The 26,506-nt window shown below is 58.3% G+C and carries 23 protein-coding genes and 1 pseudogene; 9 read left to right on the top strand and 15 right to left on the bottom strand.

Translation table 11 applies throughout. The annotated features are described in order from the left end of the window. Nucleotides 1–87: 87 nt before the first annotated feature. The 5 genes from MFF34_RS12300 to MFF34_RS12280 all read right to left on the bottom strand — a co-directional run bounded on the left by MFF34_RS12300 (nt 88) and on the right by MFF34_RS12280 (nt 7,601). Nucleotides 88–2,553 (bottom strand): RND family transporter, encoded by a 2,466-nt coding sequence (locus tag MFF34_RS12300; protein ID WP_238214141.1) that lies wholly within the window; start codon nt 2,551–2,553, stop codon nt 88–90. Nucleotides 2,554–2,557: 4 nt separating this feature from the next. Further along, complete coding sequence (locus MFF34_RS12295) at nt 2,558–3,646, bottom strand: BNR domain-containing protein (protein WP_238214140.1); 1,089 nt, start codon at nt 3,644–3,646, stop codon at nt 2,558–2,560. Between the two features lie 58 nt (nt 3,647–3,704). After that, nucleotides 3,705–5,069: a DUF1329 domain-containing protein gene (locus tag MFF34_RS12290; protein WP_238214138.1), complete on the bottom strand. Its 1,365-nt coding sequence runs from the start codon at nt 5,067–5,069 to the stop codon at nt 3,705–3,707. A 12-nt stretch (nt 5,070–5,081) separates the two neighbouring features. Further along, a complete protein-coding gene (locus tag MFF34_RS12285) occupies nt 5,082–6,761 on the bottom strand; it encodes a DUF1302 domain-containing protein (protein ID WP_238214136.1) in 1,680 nt (559 codons plus the stop codon). A 369-nt stretch (nt 6,762–7,130) separates the two neighbouring features. Beyond that, complete coding sequence (locus MFF34_RS12280; RefSeq protein ID WP_027593298.1) at nt 7,131–7,601, bottom strand: MarR family winged helix-turn-helix transcriptional regulator; 471 nt, start codon at nt 7,599–7,601, stop codon at nt 7,131–7,133. A 352-nt stretch (nt 7,602–7,953) separates the two neighbouring features. Here MFF34_RS12280 and MFF34_RS12275 point away from each other — a divergent pair, with 352 nt between their 5' ends. Together MFF34_RS12275 and MFF34_RS12270 are read left to right on the top strand one after the other, a co-directional pair. Further along, nucleotides 7,954–8,907 carry a PDR/VanB family oxidoreductase gene (locus MFF34_RS12275; RefSeq protein WP_238214134.1) on the top strand — a complete coding sequence of 318 codons (954 nt, stop codon included), beginning with the start codon at nt 7,954–7,956 and terminating at the stop codon, nt 8,905–8,907. 36 nt (nt 8,908–8,943) lie between these two features. Beyond that, the gene (locus tag MFF34_RS12270; RefSeq protein WP_238214132.1) at nt 8,944–10,020 is read left to right on the top strand and encodes an aromatic ring-hydroxylating dioxygenase subunit alpha; all 1,077 of its coding nucleotides are present in this window, start codon (nt 8,944–8,946) and stop codon (nt 10,018–10,020) included. Between the two features lie 108 nt (nt 10,021–10,128). Here MFF34_RS12270 and MFF34_RS12265 read toward each other — a convergent pair whose 3' ends face one another. After that, entirely contained in the window at nt 10,129–11,049 is a 921-nt protein-coding gene (locus tag MFF34_RS12265; RefSeq protein ID WP_238214124.1) for a LysR substrate-binding domain-containing protein, read from the bottom strand. Between the two features lie 125 nt (nt 11,050–11,174). On the opposite strand from MFF34_RS12265, the gene MFF34_RS12260 reads away from it, so the two are divergent. Genes MFF34_RS12260 through MFF34_RS12250 form a run of 3 tightly spaced genes read left to right on the top strand, consistent with a single transcriptional unit; the run spans nt 11,175 to nt 14,192 of the window. Continuing rightward, complete coding sequence (locus tag MFF34_RS12260; RefSeq protein ID WP_238214122.1) at nt 11,175–12,068, top strand: sugar phosphate isomerase/epimerase; 894 nt, start codon at nt 11,175–11,177, stop codon at nt 12,066–12,068. Next, nucleotides 12,065–12,844, top strand: a complete 780-nt coding sequence (locus tag MFF34_RS12255; protein ID WP_238214120.1) for an SDR family NAD(P)-dependent oxidoreductase — start codon at nt 12,065–12,067, stop codon at nt 12,842–12,844. The genes MFF34_RS12260 and MFF34_RS12255 overlap by 4 nt, the downstream gene beginning before the upstream one ends. Further along, nucleotides 12,801–14,192, top strand: coding sequence for an MFS transporter (locus MFF34_RS12250; protein ID WP_238214112.1), 1,392 nt, complete (start codon nt 12,801–12,803; stop codon nt 14,190–14,192). The genes MFF34_RS12255 and MFF34_RS12250 overlap by 44 nt, the downstream gene beginning before the upstream one ends. 24 nt (nt 14,193–14,216) lie before the next feature. Here MFF34_RS12250 and arfB read toward each other — a convergent pair whose 3' ends face one another. The 3 genes and pseudogenes from arfB to MFF34_RS12235 form a co-directional block, all read right to left on the bottom strand. Next, entirely contained in the window at nt 14,217–14,630 is a 414-nt protein-coding gene (gene arfB / locus MFF34_RS12245) for an alternative ribosome rescue aminoacyl-tRNA hydrolase ArfB (protein ID WP_238214110.1), read from the bottom strand. Between the two features lie 115 nt (nt 14,631–14,745). Then, entirely contained in the window at nt 14,746–15,453 is a 708-nt protein-coding gene (locus MFF34_RS12240; RefSeq protein WP_238214423.1) for a substrate binding domain-containing protein, read from the bottom strand. 39 nt (nt 15,454–15,492) lie between these two features. Next, nucleotides 15,493–15,654 (bottom strand): annotated as a pseudogene (locus MFF34_RS12235) (LysR family transcriptional regulator); the annotation flags it as partial. Nucleotides 15,655–15,777: 123 nt separating this feature from the next. On the opposite strand from MFF34_RS12235, the gene MFF34_RS12230 reads away from it, so the two are divergent. Continuing rightward, nucleotides 15,778–16,521 (top strand): SDR family oxidoreductase, encoded by a 744-nt coding sequence (locus MFF34_RS12230; RefSeq protein ID WP_238214102.1) that lies wholly within the window; start codon nt 15,778–15,780, stop codon nt 16,519–16,521. Between the two features lie 16 nt (nt 16,522–16,537). Then, the gene (locus MFF34_RS12225; protein ID WP_238214100.1) at nt 16,538–17,215 is read left to right on the top strand and encodes a type 1 glutamine amidotransferase domain-containing protein; all 678 of its coding nucleotides are present in this window, start codon (nt 16,538–16,540) and stop codon (nt 17,213–17,215) included. Nucleotides 17,216–17,348: 133 nt separating this feature from the next. On the opposite strand, the gene MFF34_RS12220 is transcribed toward MFF34_RS12225, so the two are convergent. From MFF34_RS12220 to MFF34_RS12195, 6 genes are all read right to left on the bottom strand, one after another. Then, complete coding sequence (locus MFF34_RS12220; protein WP_238214098.1) at nt 17,349–19,418, bottom strand: PAS domain-containing sensor histidine kinase; 2,070 nt, start codon at nt 19,416–19,418, stop codon at nt 17,349–17,351. A gap of 257 nt (nt 19,419–19,675) precedes the next feature. Beyond that, a complete protein-coding gene (dctA, locus tag MFF34_RS12215) occupies nt 19,676–20,974 on the bottom strand; it encodes a C4-dicarboxylate transporter DctA (protein ID WP_027593305.1) in 1,299 nt (432 codons plus the stop codon). A 37-nt stretch (nt 20,975–21,011) separates the two neighbouring features. Continuing rightward, nucleotides 21,012–21,953, bottom strand: a complete 942-nt coding sequence (locus MFF34_RS12210) for a D-2-hydroxyacid dehydrogenase (protein ID WP_238214096.1) — start codon at nt 21,951–21,953, stop codon at nt 21,012–21,014. A gap of 38 nt (nt 21,954–21,991) precedes the next feature. Beyond that, complete coding sequence (locus MFF34_RS12205; RefSeq protein ID WP_238214094.1) at nt 21,992–22,369, bottom strand: VOC family protein; 378 nt, start codon at nt 22,367–22,369, stop codon at nt 21,992–21,994. Next, nucleotides 22,366–23,331, bottom strand: a complete 966-nt coding sequence (locus MFF34_RS12200; protein WP_238214092.1) for a hydroxymethylglutaryl-CoA lyase — start codon at nt 23,329–23,331, stop codon at nt 22,366–22,368. The genes MFF34_RS12205 and MFF34_RS12200 overlap by 4 nt, the downstream gene beginning before the upstream one ends. A gap of 16 nt (nt 23,332–23,347) precedes the next feature. Beyond that, complete coding sequence (locus tag MFF34_RS12195) at nt 23,348–24,538, bottom strand: CaiB/BaiF CoA-transferase family protein (RefSeq protein WP_238214090.1); 1,191 nt, start codon at nt 24,536–24,538, stop codon at nt 23,348–23,350. Nucleotides 24,539–24,652: 114 nt separating this feature from the next. Between MFF34_RS12195 and MFF34_RS12190 the strand changes: the two genes are divergently transcribed. Further along, on the top strand, nt 24,653–25,558 hold the full coding sequence (locus MFF34_RS12190) for a LysR family transcriptional regulator (protein ID WP_374707391.1): 906 nt from the start codon (nt 24,653–24,655) through the stop codon (nt 25,556–25,558). Between the two features lie 246 nt (nt 25,559–25,804). Next, entirely contained in the window at nt 25,805–26,500 is a 696-nt protein-coding gene (locus MFF34_RS12185; protein ID WP_027593311.1) for a 3-oxoacid CoA-transferase subunit A, read from the top strand. The last annotated feature ends 6 nt before the right edge of the window (nt 26,501–26,506 follow it).

Below are 26,506 nucleotides of genomic sequence, written 5' to 3'. Positions count from 1 at the left end.
TAGGCCGCGCGGCATTGCGAGCCAGAGGGTTTGCAAAGTCTCGATCAGTGGTGTCATACCCATGTGCTCTTGTTGTTGGGGCGAAGGTCAGCGGCTGGCGGTATCCAGCAACAACGGGCGACCCGTGGCGGCGGCCTTGGCGGGCTGCATATCGGCGACGGGCTCGGCGGCGACGACTGCATCGCTGCGGCGGGTCGCTGGCAGCAGGAAATAGGCGAGCGCTGGCAACAGCAGCAATGCGCCGACCATGTTCCAGACGAACATGAAGGCCAATAGCACGCCCATGTCGGCCTGGAACTTGATGGGTGAGAAGATCCAGGTGCCGACGCCGATGGCCAGGGTCACGCCGGTGAGCATCACCACCTTGCCGGTGGAGACCAGCGCGCGGTAATAGGCTTCGGAAAGGCTGGCGCCCTGGCGCAGGTGGCCAAGCATGATGCTCATCACATACAGCGCGTAGTCGACGCCAATGCCCACGCCCAAGGCGATCACCGGCAAGGTGGCGACCTTGACGCCGATGCCCAGCCAGACCATCAACGCCTCGCAGAGAATGGAGGTAAGCATCAGCGGAATCACCGCACAGAGGGTGGCGCGCCAGGAGCGGAAGGTGATCAGACACAGCAAGATCACCGCGCCGTAGACCCAGAACAGCATCTCGCGATTGGCTTCCTTGACCACGATGTTGGTAGCGGCCTCGATCCCGGCGTTACCGGCAGCCAACTGGAATTTGACTTCGTCGGTGTCGTTGGCAGCGGCGAAGGCTTCGACGTGCTCCACCAGCCGGGTCAGCGTTTGCGCCTTGTGGTCGGAGAGGTAGACATAGAGCGTGAGCAAGTTGCACGACTCGTTGTACAGCCCGCGCGGCGCGCTGGCGGTGATCATGTTGAGCATCGCCTGGTTGTTCTGCAGTTCGTACCACTTGGGGCTGCCTTCGGAGAGACCTACCAGCATCCGACGGTTGAGCAGCGCCAGCGAGTTGGTCGAGTCCACGCCCGGCAGGCTGCGCAGTTGCCAGTCCAGCTCATCGACCTTGCGCAGGATGTCGTAGCGTGCGCAGGCGCTGTTTGGTGTACGCACCATGATCGCGAAAAGATCGCTGCTGGCCCCGTAACTGCGGGTCATGAAGGCATCGTCCAGGTTGTAGCGCGAGTCGGCGCGCAACTCCGGGGCCCCGGCGTCAAGATCGCCGATGGCCAAGTTCAGGCTGACCAGGAAGCCGAGCACTGCCATCACCAGGCTGACAACCACGCAGACGGCGGCCCAGGGCTTGCGGGTGAACAGGTCAAGGAAGCGCCAGAATGCATGACGCACCTGGCCCCCCTCCTCGGCCCGCTCGCTTCTAAGGCTCAACGCAGCAGCGTTAGGACTGACGCCGACATAGGAGAGCAGCACCGGAAGCAGGATCAGGTTGGTGAGGATCAGCACGGCCACACCGATGCTGGCGATGATCGCCAGGTCCTGGATCACCTGGATCTGGATAAGCATCAAAACGGCAAAGCCCACGGCGTCGCACAGCAGCGCAGTGAGGCCTGCGAGGAACAGTCGGCGGAAGGTGAAACGCGCAGCCACCACGCGGTGCATACCGCGACCGATGTCCTGCATGATGCCGTTCATTTTCTGCGCGCCGTGGCTCATGCCAATGGCGAACACCAGGAACGGCACCAGCACCGAATAGGGGTCCAGCTCGTAGCCCAGTAGGGGCAGCAGGCCAAGCTGCCAGACCACCGCCACCAGCGAGCAGAACACCACCAGCAAGGTACTGCGCACACAACGCGTGTAGCCGTAGAGCACCACCGTGGTGATCAGGATGGCAACAGCGAAGAACAGCAGGATCTGCTCCAGGCCTTCGATCAGGTCACCGACTTTCTTGGCGAAACCGGTGATGTGGATATCGACGCTGTCGCTCTGGTACTTCGCCCGCAGGGTCTCCAACTGATCGGACAACACCCGGTAGTCCAACGGCTTGCCATCGGGCGTGCGCGCCATCAGCGGCACGTAGATGATACTGGAGCGCTGGTCGAAGGCTACCAATTGACCGATCTCGTTGGACAATTGCACGTTGCGCCGCAGTTCGCCCAGCGATGACGGGCTGCCATCGTATTCATCAGGAATCACCGGGCCGCCGTCCAGGCCCTCTTCGGTCACCGAAACCCAACGGGTGGCAGGCGTCCACAGCGATTTCATGTAGGCGCGGTCAACACCCGGCAACAGGTAGATCTGGTCGCTCAGCGCCTGCAGGGTACGCAGGTAATGGGCGTCGTAGATATCACCGTGGCGGTTGGTGACGGCGATACGCACCGCATTGCCGATGCCGGACAACTCCTTCTGGTTGTCCAGGTAGTTGGCGATGTAGGGGTGCCCGGTGGGGATCATCTTCTCGAAGCTGGCATTGAGCTCCAGGCGGCCCGACTGCCAACCGAGCAGCACGGTGGTCAGCAAGCACAGCAACAGCACCCAATGGCGGTGATTGAACAGTGCGCGTTCGATCAGCGATCCAGAGCGAGGATCGAAGTTATCGGACGCGGATGACAGGGTTTGGCGAGCGGAATTCATTGACTCACTCCGAAGCGGAAACGGTGGGCTGTGGCAGGCGCGAAAGCCCGGAGAACCCCGCGGCAACGAGGCTGCCATCGGCGGCCTGGACGATGCCTGAGACCGGTTTGCGCAATGATTCGGAGACCGGGGTGAATCCCGAGGGAGCGCTTGCAAACAATCCGCCCGCTTGATTGGCCAGCAGCACGCGACCATCGTTTAGAACACTGGCATCACTGAAGGACACCGGCGCCAGGGTCGGCAACGCTTCGGCGCGCTCGGCACCGGGCGCCAGGACAAACGCGTGGCCTTTGAGCCCGCCAATGAGCAGTGCACCGTCGCCGCGCGTTGCCAAGGTGAACAGCGTGCCGGCATAGGGGCTGCTTATCTGTTCGAAGTGTTCACCGTCCAGCGCCCGCGCTAAGTAGCCCTGCTCGCCGGCCAGCACCAAGTCATTACCTTGGTACGCCACGGCATACAGGTGCAGGCCCATTGGGTTATCGATCTGGCCCATCGCTGAATGCCAGCTAGCGCCGCCGTCATCGCTGCGCAAAGCCAGGCCGTAGGCACCAACCACCAGCACATGCTTGGTGTCACGGGCTGACAGCGCCAGGAGTGGTTTGTCGGGCCCTTCAGCAAGCAGGCGTTCGGCGGTTTGTACGCGTACTTGCGCCACTTCGTCATCCGCCTGGGTCGACAGCGCGCTTTGCGCTGCCTGCAATTCAAGCTGCGCTGCACGCAGGCCATCGAGCTGAAGTCTCCAGCTTTCGCCACCGTCGCCAGTCCCCAGTACTACACCGCCATGGCCCACGGCCCAGCCGACATTGGCATCGGCAAACTGCACTGCGGTGAGCCCCACCGATACCGGCACGCGGGCTTGACGCCAATGCTCGCCGTTGTCATCGGATAGCAGGATCAGACCGCGTTCACCTACCGCCACCAGGCGCTGGCCCGCCAAGGCCAGGGCAGTGAAAACCCCGCGCTGAGGGTTGGCAACCTTGGCCGCCGGGCTCTGTAGTACGTCGCCGACCACCAGCCCTTGAGCCAGGCAATAAGGCGCAAAGGGCATAAGGAGGGCCAACAACAGGCCACTCAACTGACGCAGTGTGTTCATATCTACCTCGATTCTGTCGCAGGAGGGGAAGGCGCTATGCACCCTCCCCTGAACATCGTCAGCGCACGCCCCGCCCGGCCATTGCGGCAGGTGAGAATTCAGCAGGTTTGTAACGTTCGACCGAGGCGTACTGCTGAGCTTTGCCGGTGTAAACGTTCTGGATGAACCAGGCACCGGACACCAGGTCATAGAAGCCCGAAGACAACTGGGCCACCGCCGGTAGGTCTGGCATCACCGCGGGCAGCGACCACAGGGTCTTGGCCAACTGGCCATTGGCGTCCCAGCGGTCACCGAGCATGGCTTGCCATGTGTCCTCGTCGAGGTAGTACCGCCCTTTGGGCAACTGGTGACGCTTGCCGGGAGCAAGTTCGGCGTCTACCACCCACACACGATGGAGCTCCCAGCGCACTTGGTCGGGGTTCAGGTGATGTTTGTCGAACAGGTCTTCAGGCTTGCCGGCAGCCTGGACCTTGTTGGTGTTGTAGGGGATGTACATCTCTTGCTTGCCCACCAACTTCCAGTTGAAGCGGTCCAGCCGACCTTGGAACACACTCAGCTCATCGAACGACATCACGCCTGCAGTCGCCGGCGTAGGGGTGTCGCAGCAGGCGTTGGGCAGCTTGCGCACTCGTCGCTGACCGGTCAGGTAGACGTGGGCCTCTGACTTGTCGCCATTGAGGTTGGTACGTCCCATGATTTGTTCGCCTGCCCGCAATGGCGGGCCAACGTTGAGCAGGCGGAACAGCCAATAGTCACCGTCGAAGCTGGCGGCGTTACCATCCTTGTAGTAATACGGCATCTCCTGCACCGCTTTGCCGTCAGTGGTCAGTACTTGGGCGCCATCGGCGGTGATCAAGTAATGCCGGAAATCCATCGCCAGTGACGTGCCGCGCCAGTTGAGGATGTGGTTCCACATCGCCTCTGTGCCGTCTTTCGGGATCGGGAACGGAATACCGCCGTAGGCACCTTCGGGCACAAGGCCTGCACTGCTTTGCACCAGCTTGGCGTGCTTGGCATTGTTCAGGGTGTTGTCGTACACCCATTGCGGAGCTGCAGCGCTGCGCCGGGTTGGATAAACGTCGATGCGATAGGTATCCGGGTAACGCTTGAACATGGCTTTGGTGCCATCGCTGAGTTTGGCCGCGTACTGGTCCATGTTCTTGCTAGTGATGCTGAACAGCGGTTTGTCAGCGGCAAACGGATCGCCGCGCTTGCCACCCTCTTTGAACGCGGGGTCCACCTTGGTGTAGCCGCCGTCCCACGCCGGAATGCTGCCGTCGGCGTTACCGGCGCGCTCAGCGCCCAGCGGCGTCAGTTGCTTGCCCAGATCATCCGGGCCAGCGGCTTGCACGGGTTGCAAACTGAGCGCGGCAGCGCCGAGCAGGGCCACACAAAAATGCTTGAGTGAGAAAGGAATGTTCATGCACGCGTCCCCTCAGAATGTTGTTTTGACCGAGAAGGCCAGGTAGTCCCGGTCTTTCAGTGATTGTTTGAACGTAAACTGGCTGGCGGCGTTGAGGTTGGTGTCCTCTGGGCCGTAGTAGTGGGTGTAGGTCAGGCCGAAGGTGACTCGGTCCAGGTAGGTTGCACTCAAGCCGATGTTGAAATCGCCACCGCGGTCCGGGCCGAAGCTGCTGATCACCGCCGATTTGCCCATGGGGAAGTAGCTGACGCCCACTGGCACACTGAGGTCGATGCCAGGGAAAATCTGCCGATATGTCGGGCTGTACACCAGCTTGATGCCAACGCCGTCGTCGGTAGCGCTCGGATCCAGCGCAGCACGGTTCTTGGTGACACTGAGCAAGCGGTTCCAAGCGATTTCGCCGACCAGGCTTGCCTCATTGGCGATGAACGAGGGGCCCAGCGACGCCAGCATGTTGAGGTTCAGGTGCGCCGTGCGGCCCACGGCATAAAGCGGATGGTCGTCATTGTCGGCAACCATGCCCGGCGTAACGGTCTGGCCGTTGGAAACCAGCGGCATATTCCAGCGCATGGAGGCTTCACCGGCGAAGCTGTACTCATTCAGCGTGGTGGCAAAGCTTGCGCCCAGTGCACGGATCTCTTCGGGATAGACCCAGTAGTATTCGCCGATCTGGCCAGTGGCGAAGTTCGGTCCGGTAGCGCTTGGCTTCAAGTACAGCTTGGGAGATTTGTCGTGGTACTGGATGGCGTAAAGGCCGTACTCAACGGTGTCGGCGGTGTAGCGCAACTGCAGGCCGCCCTGCCCCGAGCTCTTGGCTTCTTTGTCGTTGCCGTGGAAAAAGGCTGCCGGGCTGCCGGGGTTGCCGCCCAGAAATGGCGGGAACGGTGCGCCGACAATCAGCCGCTCGTTACCTTCGCCAATGGTGTCGCTCACCGAAAAATAGCTGCCAGCCCCCGGCAAACGGGTTTCTTCCCATTCGAACTGGTAGTAAGCGCCGACTGACAATGCATTAGTCAGTTGATAGGTGGTCGACAGTTGGCTGACCGGCCGGGTGATTTCCTTGAACTGGGTGTTGGGTACCGACACTGCCTTGACCACGTCTACCGGTGCCATGCCGCCAGCGATACCGTTGGCGCCGAAGAACAGGCTTTCACCCCAAATCAGCCCGTGGCGGCCCAGACGTACCGAGAGCGCGCGGTCGGCCAGATCACCATTCCAGTAGACAAAGGCATCCAGTAGCTCGCCGTCGCCGCCGTGCAAGTGGCGGGTATCGTCGGTGAATTCGTCGTAGGCAACCGAACGCTGGTTGGCCCGCGTCGGGTCATTGTTGTCGTTGTCTTTCTGGTATTCGGTATCGAACCAGCCCGCGCCACTGATCCGCGCGCCGTATTCGCGGTAGCCAATGTCCAGTTCAGAGAGTACATCCAGGCGGTTGGAGATCAGGCCCTTGTCAAAGTTGCGGTCGCCATCGTCCTGGTTCAACGCCACCGAGCCGCTGCTGAGCTTGCTGCTTTGGTCCTTCAGGCGCCAGGCAGAGCTGTACTTGAGCGTGTTGTCCCACCGCAGACTGAGGTCAGGGTTGTCGGTCTGCACTTCAAACGCCTGGGCACATGGAAGACCGCAGACCAAGGCAGTGGCGAGCGTCAGAGTGAAAGGCGCACGCCGCGCTGCGGCGATGGAGCGAATAGCCATCGAACGAACCCTCTTTTATTGTTTTTGTTGGCAATTTTCTTTGCCAGCACGGCAGGACGAGGCGAACGGGATCGATGCGATCGACCTGCCAAGGTGAAGTCAGCTGGCGGGATAGACCAGACGACGGGAACAGGTTGACCTCAGTGCAGGGCTCTGACTAATCGCTTGTTGGGATGTGACCTATCGGCAATCGCGATACTTGCGGCCAAGCATTGAATCGTGCGGTTGCGATGGTCCGAGGGGGGTATGCCCGCGCAAATGTGCGAAGGCAGCGTGGAGGGTTGATACCGGAAGGGGGCGCCGGTAGCCGGTAGTGTTATCTCAGGTGCAGCTTGGTCGTCGAACGGATGAAGATCATTGTCATCACGCTCAGGGGTTCTCTGGATCGTAGTCGTTGACGTGAGAGACCTGGCTGTTCAAGCGTCCAAGCAAGTTGATCAAGGTATCGACTTCGGCTGACGAGAGGCCGCTCAGCAAGCGACGCTCTCGTTCAAGCGCAACCATCAAGACCCGGTTGTACAACTGCACACCGCTCTCGGTAAGCGAAACGGTGTAGCGCCTTCCGTCAGCAGGATCTACTTCCGTACGAACTCGCCCTGCCACCTCCAGCGCCTGTAGAGAGCGGCTAACAGCACTTTTGTCGAGGCCGATCACCTGGCAGATACGATTCGCCGTTATCCCGCTTTCCACTGCCAGCATGGACAGCATCCTCCACTCCACAACGCCAATCCCGAAGTGTTTTCGATAGCACTGCGAAGCCCCTGAGGAGAGTTTGTTCGACAGAAAATTCAGCAGCGCGGGCACATAGCGGGCGAGGTCTAGCTGGGGGGCCGTGGACATAGAGAGCACACCTTCAATTGGCCTTGGAGAAATAGCGGGCGAGGTCTAGCTGGGGGGCCGTGGACATAGAGAGCACACCTTCAATTGGCCTTGGAGAAAATTAGTTGACACCGCAACCAATTGATCCGAGGATTTACTCAACCGATAGCTGGGGCCAGCCCAGCATGATATGCCGTCACAGCACCTCACAAAAATAATTATCAGGTAGTGCCATGAACACCCGTCACCTAGTCACTTCCCGCGTGCCTGGCTGCAAGCCAGAGCTGCCGCCATTCGCGCCAGGCTGACCTCCTCCCGGTCGATCATTTACCTGTGAATTTTCAGTAGCCGCTTGAATGTGGAGGGATGAGTCATGTTTGAAGTCAACGTCAGCCGCAAGGCAATCGAAGCAGAAGGTGTTTGCAGCTTTGAATTGAGCCCCTTGGATGGCGGATCACTTCCGCCCTTTGAAGCCGGTGCCCACATCGACGTTCATGTACCAGGCGGGCTCATTCGCCAGTACTCGCTGTGCAATGACCCACGAGAGCGTAATCGCTATCTCATTAGTGTTCTGAGGGAGCCTAGCTCCCGCGGCGGCTCGCAGGCAATGCACTCAGCTGTAGAGCAAGGTCAAACGCTGACGATCAGTGCGCCACGCAATCTGTTCCAGCTCGACCACAGCGCTAAGCGCCATCTGCTGTTTGCCGGAGGCATTGGTATTACCCCAATCCTGGCCATGGCTTATGAGCTTTCGCATCGCAGCCTGGAGTTCGAGCTTCATTACTGCTTCCGCTCCAGCGACCGTGCAGCATTCGTCAAGGCACTTGCTCATGCGCCGTTCGCGGACCGCATCACTTTCCATGATGACAGCGGCGTGCAGCAGCAAAAACTGAATGCCGCCGCCATTCTCGATACGGTCGATCAAGGTTGCCATCTGTATGTGTGCGGCCCCACTGGCTTCATGAACCACATTCTGGAAACCGGCGAGGCTGCCGGCTGGCCGCAAGCGCGCATGCATCGAGAGTTCTTTGCGGGCCAGGTCAGTGACCAGGGTTCAAACACGCCCTTCGAGGTAGTGCTCGCCAGGAGCGGTAGAACCTTTGAAATTCCAGTCGACCGCAGCGTATTCGAGGTGTTGGACGACGCGGGAATTGAAGTTCAAACATCCTGCGAACAAGGCGTGTGTGGGACCTGCGTGACACGCGTGCTGGAGGGTATCCCGGATCACAGGGATCAATTCATGACCGCCGATGAACACGCCAGGAATGATTGCTTCACGCCATGCTGCTCCCGGGCAAAGTCACCTCGACTCGTACTTGACCTCTGATCTCTAACCAACACATTCACTGCAACGGAGACTCCCATGACTGCCTCTCCCCTTCAGTCACTCGCCCAGGATATTGCACCCGCCAAACCTTCCACATTCCCGCTCAATCAATGGTATGTGGCTGCGTTGGGCTGGGAACTCAAGGATCGTCCCGTGGGCCGAACCTTGCTGAACACATCAGTCGTGATGTTCCGCACAGCGGATGGCAAGGTGGCGGCACTCGAAGACCGATGCTGTCACAGGGCACTACCGCTGTCTGATGGAACACTTGAAGCCAGCGGCCTTCGCTGCGGCTATCACGGTCTCTTGTTCAATGAAGCCGGTAAATGCATTGAGGTCCCCGGCCAGGAAAAAATACCTAGCAAAGCAAAAGTGGCAGCCTTTCACGTGGTTGAAAAAGACCAGATTGTTTGGATCTGGTTTGGCAGCCCCGAACACCCAGAGCCTATCGATGAACCTCCTGCCTACGATGTTCACACGAATGGGCATTATCTTTTTGAGGGTGACGTGTATCACTACGACGCGCCCTATCAGCTCATACACGACAACTTGATGGATCTGAGCCATTTGGGCTATGTCCACCTACGCACCATTGGCGGCAACGCCAGCGTTCACATGAATGCCCAGATGACGGTAGAAAGTGACGACCATTCGGTTCGCGTTGTTCGACACATGCCTGACTCCGTCCCACCTCCGACCTATGTCGCCGCCTACCCATTCAAGGGCACTGTCGATCGATGGCAGGAAATTGAGTTTCATATCAGCCACTTGCGTATTTGGACCGGCGCTGTAGATGCCGGAACCGAGCCCCTGGACAATCCGCAGCGGGGCGGCTTCCACATGCGCGGCTTCCATGGCGTGACCCCGGAAACCGAAACCACTAGCCATTACTTCTGGACCATCGCCACCAACCCGGAAAGCAATCACGAAGAAGTTAAAGCGAAAGTAGTTGAGCAAACCATGATGACATTTGATGAGGACAAAGTTGTTATCGAATCTCAATACAAGAACATGTGTCGATTCGGTGAACGGCAGATGATTGATATTCATGTTGACGTCGGTGCCAACAGGGCCCGCCGGATCATAGAAAGGCTTTGTCACTCCACCCGCTGAATGCCCAGTGCATTTATATCGTGCGGGTATCAGGCTACGGGGGCGAGCGGGATCGTCCCCCATCACCACCTCCTGCAGGTCAGTCGATATTGAGGCCCATCCAGTCGCTCAGTTTTGGGGCTGCACTTGAGCACACCATTGCCTCAACAGCTCGGCAAAAACGGTGGCCGCCTCTGATAATGGCCGGTCTGTCGGGGACGTCAATCCTATCGGAGCACGAAGCAGTGTGCTGCTGAACGGCAATTGCTGAACTAACCCCATGCGTATATCCAGATCGACCACCCCCCGCTGAACAAACCACACCCCATCGAAATCTTGCACATACACTCGCGAGAATGTCTCGCTCAGAGATTCCTGTATTTGAAATCCCTCAACCCCGCCCTTGGATAATAAAAAATTGTCGACGCTGATCCGCACCAAGGTCCCGTGCGGCGAAACGACGAGCGTGTAGGGGCGCAGATCTTCCAAACCAAGATGACGCTGCCGGGTCAATGGGTGGCCACTGCGTACCACAAGCACCAGATCCTCTTCGTAGAGTGCTTCAAACACCACACCTACCATGTCCCGTCCGATCAAGCGGCCCACGATCAAGTCGAGTTCACGCGTTCTCAGCTTGCCCACCAGGTAATCGTAAATACCGGAAGCGACCTGCACCTGAATATGGGGGTATCGCTGACGCATCTGCTCTACGACAGGTGCAAGCATGTAACCAGCAGCAGTCGGTAACGCACCCACTTTCAAAACCTGGGGTGCTTGGGGCACATCTTTCACCTCCTCCATGGCCAGCCGGAAGTTGGCCATGGTCTGAGTGGCATGCTTGCTGAACGACTCGCCCGCTTGCGTCAGTTGCACCCCCTTTCGCCCACGCACCAGCAACTGGGCGTCCAGTTCCTGCTCAAGCTCCTTGATGCTTTTGGATACCGCCGACAGCGTGATGTGAAGAAGCTTGGCAGCCGTCACAAGGCTGCCAGAGCTAACGACTGCGAGGAACACCCTGAAATGACGAAGACTGATGGGTGATGGCTTCATTCAACACCTCTGTTTATCAACCCACAGGTTAACCAAAGGTGGCTTTTATATCAATTTAATGAACCACCTGTTTGATTTAGCATCCAGCCACCCCACCACCTCGGGGTGTGATTAAGGTGCTGTATATGACACAACAAAAAACGCCGCGTTTAGGCGTCTCCAGCGCTTCGCTGCCTACGCTTTCCCCCGAACACCTTGTCGAGCACTTAGCGCGGGAAGGCTACCAAGGTGTGGAATGGCGGGTGGCAAACGTCGATAACCTGGATGCTGGGCGCCCATGGGACGCGCGAAGCAATAACCGCTGTACCGTACCTCCGACTCATCAGGCTATTGATCGCATTTACCGTCACTGCCAGTCGCACGGCATCGAGATTTTTGGGCTAAGCCCTTACCTGGCTGTCGGGGACATTGAAAATGCGCGACTCCTCATCGACCTAGCCGCTCAAGCAGGTCAAGCCCGACTTCGACTCTGGGGCCCTGGCTACGAGAGTCAGCGTTATGCCGCCGGCTATTCGACTATGCGCCGCTTCCTCGATGACATTGTCCCGCTCGCCGAAAAATCAGGTATTCAGCTCGCGCTTGAAGTCCACCAACGAACCATCTGTTCTAGCCCTTCGCTTGCGATGCGAATCGCTGAGCACTATCCGGCGCGGCAGCTGGGCATCATTTACGACCTTGGCAACCTGGCAATCGAGGGGCGAGAGGACGTGCAGCTGTCGCTGGATCTGATGGGCGATTACCTCGCTCACGTGCAAGTTAAAAATGTGGCGTACGTTCCGCAGGCCCCTGGCGAGGGCTGGCGCTGGGAATGGTGCCCGCCGGATGAGGGGGTGCTACCGCTTCAATCGATGCTGAAAACGCTCCGAAAAAACGGTTTCGACGACTGGATCTCAATTGAGGATTTTGACTCGAGCCACACCGACGTATCGAAGCTGTCCCGGAACCGGGATCTTGTGCGTCGCTACATGAATATGACCACCGTCGCTTCCGAAACAAGCCCTGAGGTACCGTGCCCATGAATACAACATATGAAAATCGCCGCGTTGCACTCGTCACCGGCGCCGCTGGAGAACTGGGGCGGGCAATCTGCATTCGCTTAGCCAAAGATGGAATGCACATTGCGGCCGTTGATATCGACCTGGAAGCGACTCAGGGCTTCTTGGAGCAGCTTCAACTGGCGCCCGACCAATGTGCCGTTGCAGTCCAGGCTGATCTTGGCATCCCCGCGTCGATCCGTGAAATGGTCGAGCAGGTGGGTCAGCAGTTTGGTCGCATCGACGTTGTGGTCAACAACGCTGCCGTTAACCACCGAGGCTCTATCTACGACTTCGACGTCGCGAAGTGGGATCACATGATGGCTGTAAACCTCCGCGCTCCGGCGTTGATTTGCCAGCACGTCGCCCCTTACTGGCAGCGACAAGCAAGTGGTCGAGTAATCAACATGGTGTCGCGATGCTGGGTAGCGGGCGGCCCTCCTGCCTATGTGGCGTGCAAGGCTGGCTTGGTTGGCCTGACACGATCGATGGCTCGAGAGTTAGCCGACTACAACGTCACCGTGAATGCCATTGCGCCAGGCCTCTTACCCTCCGCATTCACACTGGATGGACGTGATGCAGAGAGCTTTGAGCGAATGGCGCAGGGGTCTATCAGCAATACACCACTGAAGCGTCTGGCCACGCCAGAGGATATTGCTGGAACTACTTCTTATTTGGCTTCTGGGGACGCCGGATTCGTAACCGCCGAAGTCATTCATGTCTGCGGCGGTAGCCAGCTGGCACCATTTGGCAGCCGCTGAGTTTTCTTATAAAAACAATTACAAGAAAGGTGTCACCATGCATTCAGATGCCACAAACCACCGGCGCATGGCCCGCAGAGCTGCATTCGGCAGCTTCCTGGGTAGCGTCGTCGAGTACTACGACTTCTTCATTTACGGCTCTGCCGCAGCCTTGGTTTTCAGCACCCTCTTCTTCCCCTCCAATGATCCTATGGCGGGTACGCTTGCTGCGCTTGCCACCTTCGGCGTTGGCTACATAGCGCGCCCAATCGGCGCATTGGTTTGCGGTCACCTGGGCGACAAGTGGGGCCGAAAGCAAGTATTGATGATGACGCTGCTGCTGATGGGTCTCGCAACATTCACCATCGGCCTTCTGCCAACTTACTCGACAGTGGGTGCGTGGGCACCAGCGCTGTTGGTTTTATGCCGTTTGCTTCAAGGGTTTTCTGCAGGTGGAGAACAGGTGGGGGCCAGCTTGCTGACCATGGAGCATGCTCCGGGTAAAAGTAAAGGGTTCTACACAAGCTGGTTGATCAATGGCGCCTCCATGGGGTCGATCCTCGCCACCTCAGTGTTCATCCCGCTCTCCATGTTGAGTGAAGAGCAGCTTCTGAGCTGGGGATGGCGCATTCCGTTCTTGCTCAGCGCAGTAATGGTCGTGATCACGTGGATTATCCGTCGCGGCGTTGAAGAAAGTCCCGAGTTCAAAGCAAGTAAACCTGCCAGTGACCTTCCGCCTGTCGTCGACCTCATGCGCAACGAACGTCGCGCATTCTTTACTGTATTTTGCTGCGCATTGATCTGTTCGGTTTCCTCCCTTGTAATGATTTTTGGCCTCTCCTGGGCCACCAATAACCAAGGGATCGATCGGCCCTCAATGCTTACTGCGATTGCAGCCAGTCAGGCGGTAGCGTTGGTGTGTCAGCCCTTGTTCGGGCTGCTGGGTGACCGAATTGGGCGCAAGACAATCTTCACGGTGGGCGCATTCGCTTGCAGTGCAGGGGTATTCTTCTTCCTCTGGTCAATCACCACTGGAAGCATTGGTCTGATCATCTTCAGCACTGTTGTTCTCAAATCTTTGCTTTACAGCGCCCCTAATGCCCTGTGGCCTTCGTTCTATGCAGAGATGTTCAGCATCCGTGTGCGCTATACCGGTGTCGGCTTAGCCACCCAGCTGAGCTTCATCGTTGCCGGTTTCTCACCAAGTCTGTGCTACGCACTCATGTCCAACGGTAGCGATTGGGTCCCGGTCGCGTGCTTCATTGGTGGCCTCGCCTTGATAGCGGCGATCGCAGCCCTGTCATCCAGGCCTGCTGCCCTCGCCGCTTCGGCTCCAACTCACAACCTGCAGGCGCAATCACAGCATTGACCCAGAGGTGCTGGCCTACCCGCACTAGAAGTCCACCCTACCCCGACCCGCCTTGACCGTACTCCGCCTGGCTTTTCCTTCGAGGCGGCGGGTCTTCGAGCCGAGGGTCGGCTTGGTGGGGCGGCGTTTCTTCTCGGTCTTGCCGGCACTGATGATCAACTCGGCAAGACGCGCCAGTGCGTCAGCACGGTTCTGCTCCTGGGTGCGATACTGCTGGCCCTTGATGATCAACACGCCGTCACCGGTGATGCGGCTGTCACGCAGCGCCAGCAGCCGCTCCTTGCAGAACTCGGGCAACGATGAGGCACGGATGTCGAAGCGCAGGTGCACGGCGCTGGACACCTTGTTGACATTCTGCCCACCCGCGCCTTGCGCGCGGATGTATGTCAGTTCGATTTCGGCATCCGGCAGATGCACGTTATTGGAAATGGTCAGCATGATATGGCCCTTGTCATTGCCCCTATTATCACCGCCAGCGCCGCTCCCCCCTAGAACAACACATAATTTTTGGGTCAGCGCGGAAGATGACCAGTGCTGACCTGTGCACACCCTGTTAAGCCATCGTTGGAGCACCACCAGGAAACAGATCTTTGTCGCCGAGTTTCTTCAACAAGAAGTCATATACCAGTCGTATTCGGCGTGGCGCGGGCCCGGGTCGCGTCCGATAAAGAACCAAATCGAGCGGCGGCGAAGCATAGTCAGGTACCACCTGCACAAGGGTACCTTGGGACAAATGAGGCTCCGCGAGATACAAGGGCATTTGGGCAAACACAGCCCCCTGAAGCACCATTTCCAACTCGGTTTCCGGATCATCACAGGTGAAGCCGGGTTGCTCAGGCGTAAAACTTTCTTCGTTAGCAAAAATCCACGGCCAACCGCGCCCGGACCTACGATCCAGGAGCAAGGACAAGGGCATGTCTTTGAGCTGGTCCAGGTTCGAGGGCATACCCGCACTGGTGATGAGCGCGGGCGCGGCAACGACAATCAGCGGAACACTCGCGACAGTCCTGGCGATAAATCGCCGATCTCGGACGGTACCCACCCGAATGCCAATATCGATCTTCGATAGCACTGAGTCTGTCAGCTCATCATCCAACGAAAGATCGATGCTCAACTGTGGATGTTGCCGGCGCAACTCTGCCAGGAAGCGCGCAAGATAGAGCTTGCCGATCGCATGAGGGGCGGTCAGCCCAACGCGCCCGACGACCCCGTCTTCCTCACCATGGTCTGCCTTCGCAAACAGTTGGTCGAAACTTTCCACGGACGCTCTCGCATCCCGGGCCAGCTCCCTTCCGAAATCCGTGATCCTCATCTGCCGCGTGCTCCGGTGAAACAGGGGCTCGCCCAGTAGCCGCTCAAGCTCCTGCACCGCTCGCGTAACCTTTTGCGGGGAGGCTCCCAACTGGTTCGCGGCCTCACGGAAGGACGAAGCGTCCACGACCGTAAGGAAAACCCTGATCATTTCTAGTCGGTTCAGCATTACGTTATTCCACAAATCGGAATTTTCAAATCCTAAATATTCCATTCTATGTGATTGAATGGCAACTCATAATCGGTGCCATCTCCACCCACCGAGGTTAGCGAAATGAGCAATGGTATCGAAGGGAAAGTGGTCGTAATCACGGGTGCAAGTAGTGGTCTGGGCGAATCCAGCGCTCGGCACTTGGCGAAACTGGGAGCCTCCGTCGTGTTGGCCGCACGCCGCAACGACCGGCTTCAGGCAATCGTTGCGGACATCCAAGCCGGTGGCGGTAAAGCCACGGCGCGCGTGGTAGACGTGACCCGTCGCGAAGACCTGGTTGCCCTCGTTCAGCACGCAGTAGACACGTTTGGCCATGTAGACGTGATGATCAACAACGCCGGCCTGATGGCAATCGCACCTATTTCGGAACTGCGAGTCGATGAATGGGATCGTATGATCGACATCAACATCAAGGGGGTCATGTACGGTATCGCGGCTGCGTTACCTCTGTTCGAGAAGCAAGGCTCAGGTCACTTCATCAACATCTCTTCCGTGGCCGGTATCAAGGTGTTCAGCCCAGGGGGTTCTGTCTACAGCGGCACAAAATACGCTGTTCGCGCGATCTCGGATGGCTTGCGCCATGAGGTTGGTAGAAGCATCCGCACGACCACAATCGAACCCGGTGCGGTGGATTCTGAGCTTAAGTTCGGTAGCGGGCATGAGGCCAGTGCGCAGGCAGTGGCTGATTTCTACAAAAACGCAATTCCTGCGCAATCCGTTGCACGAGCCATCGCATTCGCCATTGAGCAACCGGCTGACGTGGATATCAATGAGATCGTGCTGCGTCCGACATCGCAGGACTTCTGAGTTAGAGGGACAAGAAATGAAAGTTTTGATGGTACTTACGTCGCACGACAAACTCGGTGACACCGGGTTGAAAACGGGGTTTTGGCTCGAAGAATTCGCCGCCCCCTACTACATCTTCAAGGAGGCTGGTGCCGAAATCGTTCTCGCGTCGCCTGCAGGAGGCCAACCACCGCTTGATCCGAAAAGTGAACTGGCTGACTTCCAAACTGACATGACCCAACGCTTCAATGCCGACGCAGCTGCGCAAAACGCACTGGCGAATACCGTCAAGCTCGATACCGTCAGCGAGAAGGACTTTGACACGGTATTTTACCCGGGGGGTCATGGGCCGCTGTGGGACCTCGCGGAGTCAAAGACCTCCATCAGCCTGATTGAGTCTTTTGAGCGCGCTGGCAAACCCATTGGGTTCGTATGCCACGCGCCTGGCGCACTTCGCCATGTCAAGGCTGCTGACGGCGCCCCGTTGATCAAAGGCCGTCGAGTTACCGGCTTTACGAACGGCGAGGAAGCGGCCGTGGCGTTAACCGACGTGGTGCCTTTCCTGATCGAGGATGAGTTCCAGCGCTTGGGCGGGCATTACCAGAAGGGCCCCGATTGGGCGCCATTCATCATCGAAGACGGCAAGCTGGTCACAGGGCAGAACCCAGCAAGCTCTGAAGGCGTAGCGAAGGCACTCGTCGCTCAATTGAAATAGTCTCTTCAGCCCGCCTGATCTCATCAAGATTTCAGGCGGGCCAGATGAAACACCCCTCATTGAGAGCTGCAGAGGAGTCCGCCATGACCGCAGCCGATCGCCTCAGATATTTGCGTGTCGTACTCGATTTGGTTTAGCAACCCTTGAGCAAAGCATTAACGTTCAACGTCAACGCTTCAAGCGTGAACGGTTTCGTCAGCACAGCCGTGCTGGGCTCTAGCTGGGCATTGTCCAAAACGTGCGGCTGCGCATACCCCGTCATGAACAAGACCGGAAGCCCCGACCGAGTGCAGCGGCCGGCATCGGCCATCTGCCTGCCGTCAATGCCTCCTGGGAGGCCAATGTCGGTCACCAGCAAATCGATGCGGGTATCCGAACGCAGTAATTGAAGGCCCGCTAGACTGTCGGCGGCCTCAATGACGATGTAGCCGCAGTTCCCCAGCGCTTCACTCACAAACATGCGGACGGAGGGCTCATCATCGACGACCAGTACCGTCTCGCCTGGCAAGGCCATTGGCGATTCAGGCAAGGACTCTGCGCGAGGTGCAGCTTCGACGCTGGCTGCAAGGCTGGGTAATTGAAGGAATACCCGGGTTCCTCGCCCCTCTTCCGACTCGATCCTGACCTGCCCGCCCGATTGTTTGGCAAAGCCATAAATCATGGACAGCCCAAGCCCGGTGCCCGCCCCTACGGGTTTGGTCGTGAAGAACGGCTCAAATACTCGAGTGAGCGTTTCGGTACTCATGCCGAGACCGTCGTCGGCGACACAGATTGTGAAGTAGGTTCCAGGCTCCAATTCCGGATCCAGCTCGGCCCCTTGCACCAGTTCCTCGTTGTAGGTCTTGATGGCGATTGAGCCTCCGCCTTTCAACGCGTCACGCGCGTTGATGCACAAGTTCAGCAGCGCGTTCTCCACTTGGGCCGGGTCGACCAGGCAGGTACTCGATGTCGCGCGGAGCTCCACCTTGAGTTGAATGGCTGGCCCTACTGTCCGACTTATTAGCTCCTCCATATCGCTGATGAGCGTGTTCACATTGGTATGAACAGGCATCAGTGTCTGGCGGCGAGAGAACGCTAGCAGCCGGTGAGTGAGTGAGGCCGCCCTATGCGCCGCACCGTGGGCCACCGTCAGGTAGCGCTCTACATCGGCTATGCGTCCCTGCTTCAAGCGGAGCTTGATCAAATCAAGGCTCCCCGTGATGCCCGCCAGCAGATTGTTGAAGTCGTGTGCGATGCCTCCGGTCAATTGGCCGACCGCTTCCATTTTTTGCGATTGACGCAGCGCTGCTTGCGCCGCTTCTCGCTCGGCCACAGCTTCTTCAACCCTCGCTTCCAAGGTGCGGTTGAGCTCAAGCAGCTCCGCCTCGGCGTTTCTTCGCGCGGTTACATCGATGGATGAGCCGATCAGCCCCATGACCTCGCCTGCTTCGTCGCACAGTGGCGCTTTGACCGAAAGCCAGTAGGTGGCTGTGCCATCCGGCATGTCGACACGCTCTTCGATCTGAACGGCCTGCCCGCCCTGCATAATGTGCCGATCGGTTTCCATTATCTGGCGTGCTTGGGCTTTGTCTTCCAAAAACTCCAAGTCGGTTTTGCCCAGGTAGAGCTCCGGTGGCTTGCCAACCAGTTGGGTGACACCATCGTTGGCAACGATCAGCCGCCCCGCTAGATCTTTTGCGTAGACAACACCCGGAACGGCAGCAGTGAAGGTACGAAGCAACGCTGACATCCTGTCGCGCTCAGCCTCTGCTGACCGGCGTGACTCAATGTCCATAAGAACGCCAGGGAACCGAACAGCGCGACCTTCATCGTCAAGCTCAGCTCTACCATTAGCCTCAATCCAACGGTAGTTGCCATCATGCTGTCTGACGCGGTATTCACACCGGTAGGCCCCCCCGCGGGTCATCGCCTCTTCGATATCGGCAGAGACACGTTCACGATCGTCAGGGTGAATAGAGGCGAAGGCTTCCTCAATCGGGATACCCGCCATGCATTTATCTGCTGGAAGCCCAAAAGATCGCGAGAATCGCTCATCCGCAGTCACTTGGTTGTCAAGGATGTTCCACACCCACGTTCCAACGATCGCGCCAGCATCGAGCGCCAACTGCAGGCGCTCCAAAACGCTCGTCGGAAACGCGGACTCCTGATGGGGTGATGCGGGAGCATCCAAGTCTCCTGAAGAGCCGGCGCCTTCGCGATCCATAAATTGCCTCTTTCTTACGCTTATGAGCGACTTGCCACTGGAGGCGATTCTAAAGCGTGATGCCGAGCGATAGCGAGCACAGCGCTTCGCCTTTTGGAAGCGCACTCGCGTGGAGTACATTTGTACTCCACGCGAAATATCTCATATAGCGCTTTCACCGGAACGGCTGAGGCATGCTTGCCTCATACCTGAAAAGTCACGCGCCAGCCCGCCGGCTACCTGTGCGTGGCAGGCATCAGGAAGGCCAGCACGTAAACCTAGCCCAGCTCGCGTTTGAGTTGTTCTTGATCGAGAACACCTTCCCAGCGAGCCACAAACAGTGCGGCGACACCGTTACCAATCACATTGATCAGTGCACCGCCTTCAGAGATGAACCGGTAGACGCCCAGCACCAACACCAGGCCGGCAGCGGGAATGACGTCGATGGAGCCAAGCGTCGCAGCCAGCGTGATAAACGCGCCCCCGGTCACGCTCGCTGCACCCTTGGAAGTCAGCAGCAGGATGAGCAGCAGCGTTATCTGGTGATAGAGCGATACATCGATATCCAGGGCTTGGGCGATAAAGATGGCTAGCACCGTCATGTTGATGCAGCTACCGTCTAGGTTGAAGCAATAGCCTGACGGCACCACCAGGCCCACCGTGGACTTCTCGCAGCCAAGCTTCTCAAGCTTGGTCATGAGTCGCGGCAACGCGGACTCAGAGGACGATGTGCCGAGCACCAGAAACAGCTCCTCCCTGATGTACTTCAAAAACTTCCAGAGGCTGAAGCCAGCCAGCCGAGCGGCAAGATTCAGGATCACGAACACGAACACAAGGCCGGTCACGTAGTAGCAGATCAGCAGGTTTCCATAGGCCGCGAGCGATCCGATACCGTACTTGCCCACCGTGAATGCCATGCCACCGAAAGCGCCCAGCGGTGCCACGTACATGACGATTTTGAGCATCCGGAAGAACGCTTGAGCAACCAGATCAATCGTCGCCAACAGCGGTTTGCCGATAGGCCCTAGCAGCTGGAGCCCAAAGGCGAACAATACAGAGATAAACAGTACCTGAAGGATCTCGCCGTCAGCGAAGGCGCCAAACACGGTGGTGGGAATGATGTGTGTCAGGAAGCCAACAACGCTTTGATCGTGTGCCGCCTTGGTGTAGCCAGCAATAGCGGATGCATCCAGCGTAGCGGGATCAATGTGCATCCCTACCCCAGGCTTGAACAGGTTTACACCTATCAAGCCAACAATCAGTGCCAAGGTAGTCAAGACTTCGAAATACACGAGAGACTTGAAGCCAATACGACCGATCTTCTTAAGGTTCTGCATGCTGGCGATGCCGCTCACGACGGTGCAGAAGATGATCGGCGCGATCAGCATCTTGATCATCTTGATGAACGTATCGCCTAGCGGCTTCATCTGCTCACCCAGACCAGGGCTTATGTGCCCCAGCAGGATACCCAGCAAGATCGCCGCTAAAACCTGCACGTAGAGATGGTGATAAAACGGCTTGCGTTTGATCACCGGGGCGTCAGGAATATCGGATGAAGAGCTGATTGTTTTTGTCATGGCGCTCTACCTGTTCAAGTTGTAAGTGCTAGTGCGGTCAGCAGACCACGTTGATCGGCTTCCCTGCGGCGAAGGCTTGGATGTTCGAAAGCAAGATGTCCTTGAGGCGGGATACGCTGCTCTGGCTTGCCCAGCCGACGTGAGGCGTGATGATGAGATTTGGCAGATGGCAGTTCAGTAATGGGTGATCAGCGCGCGGTGGCTCTCCATCCAGCACATCAAGCGCAACGCCCCCGAGGTGACCGGACTGCAAGGCTTCGAGGAGTGCGTGCTCGTCAATGAGCGGCCCTCGGGCGGTGTTGATCAACAGGGCTCCGGGCTTCATCTGAGCAAGCTGCGGTGCGCCGATCAGATGCTGGGTTTGCGCGGTCAGCGGGCAGTGCAGCGTAATGGCGTCCGACTGCTGCAGCATGTCTTCGAATGAGACATAACCTTCACGGATAGTGGCCGCGCCGCGATGCTCGGCGAAGATCACCTTCATCTCGAGCGCTGAAGCCAATCGGGCCACCCTACTTCCGATATCACCGCGCCCCACAATACCCAGGGTGGCGCCCCGGATGTCGAGGATCGGCGTACCGTGCACGCAGAAGTGATTGGAGGTGGGCCACTGACGCGACGCGGCCTCACGGTATTCGAAGAGGCGCCTGCGGAGTGCGAACAGGGACGCGACAACTGCTTCAGCAACGCTTACCGCTGAGTAAGCCGGTGCATTGCAAACGGTAACGCCCAAATCCCTGCACGCTGCGATGTCGATGCAATCATAACCGGTTGCTGCGACGCAGATCAGCTTCAACCCAGGGAGTTGTTCAAGCTGCACCCGCCCCAATTTCACCTTGTTGGTAATGGCGACCTGGGCATCCGCAAGCGCAGCGACCACCTCGTCAGGGCCAGTGCGCTCGCGGACAGTCCAGCTGTTAGCAAATGTGGGGCGCTGCATGGCAGACGGCAGGCTGGCGCCGTCCAGGAATACGGTATTCATGAAGTACCTCTTGTTATTTTGTCAGGTCGCGAGCGCGTTCACAGCAGCTCGGAAATCTCGATCAGGTTGAGATCTGGGTCGCGCACATAGACTGAACGGATAGGCCCAGTGGCGCCCGTGCGCTGAATGGGCCCTTCAACGATCGGCCACGCCTGGGCCTGCAGATGTGCAATCACTTGTTCAAGATCGACGCTGGCGATGAAGCACAAGTCCAATGCGCCGGGAACGGGTAGATGGGCCTTTGGCTCAAATTCTTGGCCGCGGACGTGGACATTGATCTTCTGATTGCCATAACAGAACGCCAGGCGCCCTGCCCCGAAGGTCTCGAGGCGCATGCCCATGACGCGGACATAAAAGTCTTTGCACGCCCCGACATCAATGGTGGTAAGTACCAGATGGTCCAGGTGGTCAATCATTTCGCCACCTCCGGTATCGCCGACACGACTTGCTTGGTCATGTTGTGGACGTGATCAGGGATGGGATGCAGGTTCAGGCGCTTACCCGCCTTGAGGATCTGGCTGGGCGTTGAGTGCCCGATCAACCCCGGTAGGCGTGCTGAGGCCAAGAGGATTTTGTCCAAGTCGACGCCGGTGTCGTATCCGATCAGGTCGAGCATATGAACGAGGTCTTCAGTACACACATTGCCACTCGCGCCTGGGGCGTAGGGACAGCCGCCCAGGCCTCCGAGTGAAGCGTCGAAGCGATCGATCCCGGCCTCGAGTGCGGCCAACGTGTTGGCCAGGGCCATGCCGCGGGTGTTGTGGAAATGTAGCGTCACCTGCAGTTCAGGGAAGCGTTTGAGCACTTCAGCTGACAAAGCCTGCACCTGAGAAGGGAACGCCATGCCTGTGGTGTCACACAGCGTAACCCCACGCACACCCAAATCTGCGAAGCGGGCAACCCAGCTCATTACCTCTGCAAACGCCACATCGCCCTGCATCGGACAACCGAATACCGTAGAGAGCGACACGTTCACGGCAACGGGGCCTTGGCCAATAACCGAGACTACTTCCTTCAATTGAGCAAAGGAGTCTTCACGGGTCATGCGCAGATTGGACCTGTTGTGGGGTTCGCTCACCGACATGACCAGATTGGCCTCGTCGATTCCGCAACCCAATGCGCGCTCGGCACCCCGGACATTGGGAACGAGCACCGTATACTCGACCCCGGGCTGGCGTTTGATGCCATGCATCACGGCTTCTGCGTCACGCAGCGCCGGAATCGCCTTGGGCGAGGTAAACGAGGTCACTTCAATTTTGGCGAAGCCACACTGGCTAAGCGTGTCGATCATCGAAATCTTGTCAGCCGTCTCGATGAAGGTTGCTTCGTTCTGGAAGCCGTCACGGGTTGCGACTTCCTGTATAAATAGACGTTTCATCAGGTTACTCCGTACTTCAAATAATGCCGCGTGCGCGCCACTGTTCACGGGTTTGCGCATCGATGCCGTACGCATTCAAGACGTGGTCGGTGTGCTCGCCGAGGGTCGGTGCCCTTGATCGCAATTGCCCTGGCGTGGAAAGGAGCTTGGGCACGATGCCTGGCAGGGTGACCGGTGTTCCATCGTCCAGCGTGCTCGCCAGCAACATCTCACGAGCCTGGTAGTGGGGGTCGGTTGCGATATCGGCGGCGTCGTAGATCTTGCCGGCAGGAATGCGCGCATCGTTCAGCGCATCCAGTACTTCTTCAAGCGAGCGCTCGGCCGTCCAGGTCGAGATCGCAGCGTCGATGCGGGCCACGTGTCGGACGCGGCCATCGTTCTGCTCAAGCTCAGGATCATTGGCGAGATCGAGGCGATCAATCTTCTCCATCAGGCGGCGATAGATGCTGTCCCCATTACCCGCGATCAGCGCATACTTTCCATCCTTGCAACGGTATGCGTTTGTGGGTGCGATCCCAGGCAGGCTGCTGCCAGCCGGTTGGCGAATGGACTCGAATACCGAGTACTCAGGGATCAGGCTTTCCATCATGTTGAACACAGACTCGTACAGCGCGACATCAACCTGCTGCCCCTCGCCGTTGTTCTGCTCTCTATGGCGCAAAGCCAGAAGAACGCCAATCACCCCATGAAGCGCAGACAGAGAGTCACCGATCGACACCCCAACCCGCACAGGCGTACGCCCTGGCTCACCGGAAAGATGGCGTAAGCCACCCATGGCCTCCCCAATGACACCAAAGCCCGGCAAGTCACGGTACGGGCCGCTCTGCCCGTAGCCAGACACACGCAGCATGACCAGGCGTGGGTTGATTTCGCGCAGGACGTCCCACCCTAGGCCCCACTTTTCAAGCGTGCCGGGGCGGAAGTTTTCGATGAGGATATCAGCGTCTGCAACCAGCCGTTTGACCACATCATGGGCTTCGGCCTGACGCAGATCCAGCGTAATAGAGCGCTTGTTGCGCGATTGAGAAGCCCACCATACGGACGTTCCGTTGTGGAGCATGCGCCATTTGCGCAGAGGGTCGCCGGTCACAGGTGGCTCGATCTTGATAACGTCGGCACCGAACTCGGCGAGCATCTTGGCAGCAAACGGGCCAGCAATCAGCTGCCCCATTTCGATGACCTTGATGCCTTGTAATGGGAGGGTCATGGCGTCATCCGCTCTTGTGGGTTGTTATGGCAGGATGATCCCTCTCATTGTGCATGATGAAAATTGCGAAATTATCCAGTACCCTTTCCAAAATCGAAAGGCTAGGAGCCGTTGATGAGCCTACTACATGTGGATTTGGTATCCCTACGCCTCCTGGTCTTCGCGGCAGAAACGCTCAATCTGACCCAAGCAGCCCATCGCGCAAACATGACGCTTTCCACCGCGAGCAAGCGCCTGTCTGAGCTGGAGCGCATTACCGACTGCGCACTGTTCGTCCGCTTGCCACGCGGGGTGGAATTGACTGCAGCGGGTAGAGGCATCGCTGATCACGCTCGGCATATACTCGAGAGCGTCAACCGCATGGCTTGCGATGCAAATGACTTTGCCATGGGCGTGCGCGGTCATGTTCGACTGACCGCCAACACGTCTGCTGTCGTGCAATTTCTACCCCAGGATCTGGCGAGCTACCTTGCCGATAACCCGCATGTCCGCATTGGGATGGACGAAGCGCTCAGCGACGACATCGTGGACGCTGTTTTCAATGGCCGAGCTGACATCGGGATTTTTGCTGACAACGTCGCGTCTGAGGGGCTGTTGAAGAGGGTCTACCGGCGTGATCAACTGGTGCTGCTGGTGCCCACTGATCACCCACTGACTGCATCGAGCGAGATAGCGCTGGCGGACGCGCTAGACTACGATTTCGTGGCACTCAACCAAGGCAGTTCCCTGCTCCGGCGCTTGACTGACGCAGCAGTAGCGAACGGAAAGATGCTGAAGGTTCGCATTCAGGTCAGCAGCTTCGATGGGATCTGCAGGATGATCGAGGCCGGCCTTGGCGTGGGCGTTCTGCCATTGGCATCAGTGAGGAAAGAGCTGCTAGGGACGCAGATCCAAGCCATCAGGCTCACCGATGACTGGGCCATCCGAACGCTGTATGTAGGGGTTGCAGGTGAGACCCAGCTATCGCCTGAGGCGGCCAAGCTGTTCGAGTATCTCGCGGGTAGAGAAAACGACCTGTAATTTGCGCAATGACGCCCGCAAGAATCAAAGAAAACCCTGGGGTGAGATGCCCATCAACAATACCCGCACACCGCACAACAGTTCGATAATCGCACAAAATCCGCTCCCCTCTCTCTACTTGTGCCCAATCTTGCGGCACGCTATCGGCAGTCAGCAAACATTTCCTAGGCGCTGACTGGCCCAGTCGCTTCGAAGCGCGCCGGCCAGGTCGACAATCCCTACTCCAGGAAAAACCAGGAGCTCGCTTTGATCAATAAAACGTTTGAGTCCATCGCCAGCGCGGTGGAAGGCATCACCGACGGTTCGACCATCATGGTCGGTGGCTTCGGCACTGCCGGTATGCCGTCTGAGCTGATTGATGCTCTGATCGCCACCGGTACCCGCGACCTGACCATCATCAGCAACAACGCCGGCAACGGTGAGGTCGGCCTGGCCGCGCTGCTCAAGGCGGGCAGCGTGCGCAAGGTGGTCTGCTCGTTCCCGCGTCAGTCCGACTCCTATGTCTTCGACGAGCTGTTCCGGGCCGGCAAGATCGAACTCGAAGTGGTACCACAAGGCAACCTGGCCGAGCGTATCCGCGCCGCGGGCTCGGGCATCGGTGCGTTCTTCTCGCCGACCGGCTACGGCACCCTGCTGGCCGAAGGCAAAGAAACCCGTGAGATCGACGGCCGCCAGTACGTCCTGGAAATGCCGCTGCACGCTGACTTCGCGCTGATCAAGGCGCACAAGGGTGACCGTTGGGGCAACCTGGTTTACCGCAAGGCCGCTCGCAACTTCGGCCCTATCATGGCCATGGCCGCCAAAACCGCCATTGCCCAGGTCGACCAGATTGTCGAACTCGGTGAACTGGACCCGGAACACATCATCACCCCGGGTATCTTCGTCCAGCGCGTGGTCGCCGTCACCGGCGCTGCCGCTTCTTCGATCGCCAACGCTGTCTGAGGCCTG

This window comes from Pseudomonas sp. PAGU 2196 (assembly GCF_022179005.1).
In the GTDB taxonomy this organism is placed as follows: Bacteria; Pseudomonadota; Gammaproteobacteria; order Pseudomonadales; family Pseudomonadaceae; genus Aquipseudomonas; species Aquipseudomonas kermanshahensis.
This window is presented reverse-complemented; position numbering and strand designations above follow the sequence as displayed.

Coding starts and splice junctions, on each gene's coding strand:
- MFF34_RS12300 (WP_238214141.1), bottom strand. CDS start 2,553: ATGAATTCCGCTCGCCAAACCCTGTCATCCGCGTCCGATAACTTCGAT.
- MFF34_RS12295 (WP_238214140.1), bottom strand. CDS start 3,646: ATGAACACACTGCGTCAGTTGAGTGGCCTGTTGTTGGCCCTCCTTATG.
- MFF34_RS12290 (WP_238214138.1), bottom strand. CDS start 5,069: ATGAACATTCCTTTCTCACTCAAGCATTTTTGTGTGGCCCTGCTCGGC.
- MFF34_RS12285 (WP_238214136.1), bottom strand. CDS start 6,761: ATGGCTATTCGCTCCATCGCCGCAGCGCGGCGTGCGCCTTTCACTCTG.
- MFF34_RS12280 (WP_027593298.1), bottom strand. CDS start 7,601: ATGTCCACGGCCCCCCAGCTAGACCTCGCCCGCTATGTGCCCGCGCTG.
- MFF34_RS12275 (WP_238214134.1), top strand. CDS start 7,954: ATGTTTGAAGTCAACGTCAGCCGCAAGGCAATCGAAGCAGAAGGTGTT.
- MFF34_RS12270 (WP_238214132.1), top strand. CDS start 8,944: ATGACTGCCTCTCCCCTTCAGTCACTCGCCCAGGATATTGCACCCGCC.
- MFF34_RS12265 (WP_238214124.1), bottom strand. CDS start 11,049: ATGAAGCCATCACCCATCAGTCTTCGTCATTTCAGGGTGTTCCTCGCA.
- MFF34_RS12260 (WP_238214122.1), top strand. CDS start 11,175: ATGACACAACAAAAAACGCCGCGTTTAGGCGTCTCCAGCGCTTCGCTG.
- MFF34_RS12255 (WP_238214120.1), top strand. CDS start 12,065: ATGAATACAACATATGAAAATCGCCGCGTTGCACTCGTCACCGGCGCC.
- MFF34_RS12250 (WP_238214112.1), top strand. CDS start 12,801: ATGTCTGCGGCGGTAGCCAGCTGGCACCATTTGGCAGCCGCTGAGTTT.
- arfB (WP_238214110.1), bottom strand. CDS start 14,630: ATGCTGACCATTTCCAATAACGTGCATCTGCCGGATGCCGAAATCGAA.
- MFF34_RS12230 (WP_238214102.1), top strand. CDS start 15,778: ATGAGCAATGGTATCGAAGGGAAAGTGGTCGTAATCACGGGTGCAAGT.
- MFF34_RS12225 (WP_238214100.1), top strand. CDS start 16,538: ATGAAAGTTTTGATGGTACTTACGTCGCACGACAAACTCGGTGACACC.
- MFF34_RS12220 (WP_238214098.1), bottom strand. CDS start 19,418: ATGGATCGCGAAGGCGCCGGCTCTTCAGGAGACTTGGATGCTCCCGCA.
- dctA (WP_027593305.1), bottom strand. CDS start 20,974: ATGACAAAAACAATCAGCTCTTCATCCGATATTCCTGACGCCCCGGTG.
- MFF34_RS12210 (WP_238214096.1), bottom strand. CDS start 21,953: ATGAATACCGTATTCCTGGACGGCGCCAGCCTGCCGTCTGCCATGCAG.
- MFF34_RS12205 (WP_238214094.1), bottom strand. CDS start 22,369: ATGATTGACCACCTGGACCATCTGGTACTTACCACCATTGATGTCGGG.
- MFF34_RS12200 (WP_238214092.1), bottom strand. CDS start 23,331: ATGAAACGTCTATTTATACAGGAAGTCGCAACCCGTGACGGCTTCCAG.
- MFF34_RS12195 (WP_238214090.1), bottom strand. CDS start 24,538: ATGACCCTCCCATTACAAGGCATCAAGGTCATCGAAATGGGGCAGCTG.
- MFF34_RS12190 (WP_374707391.1), top strand. CDS start 24,653: ATGAGCCTACTACATGTGGATTTGGTATCCCTACGCCTCCTGGTCTTC.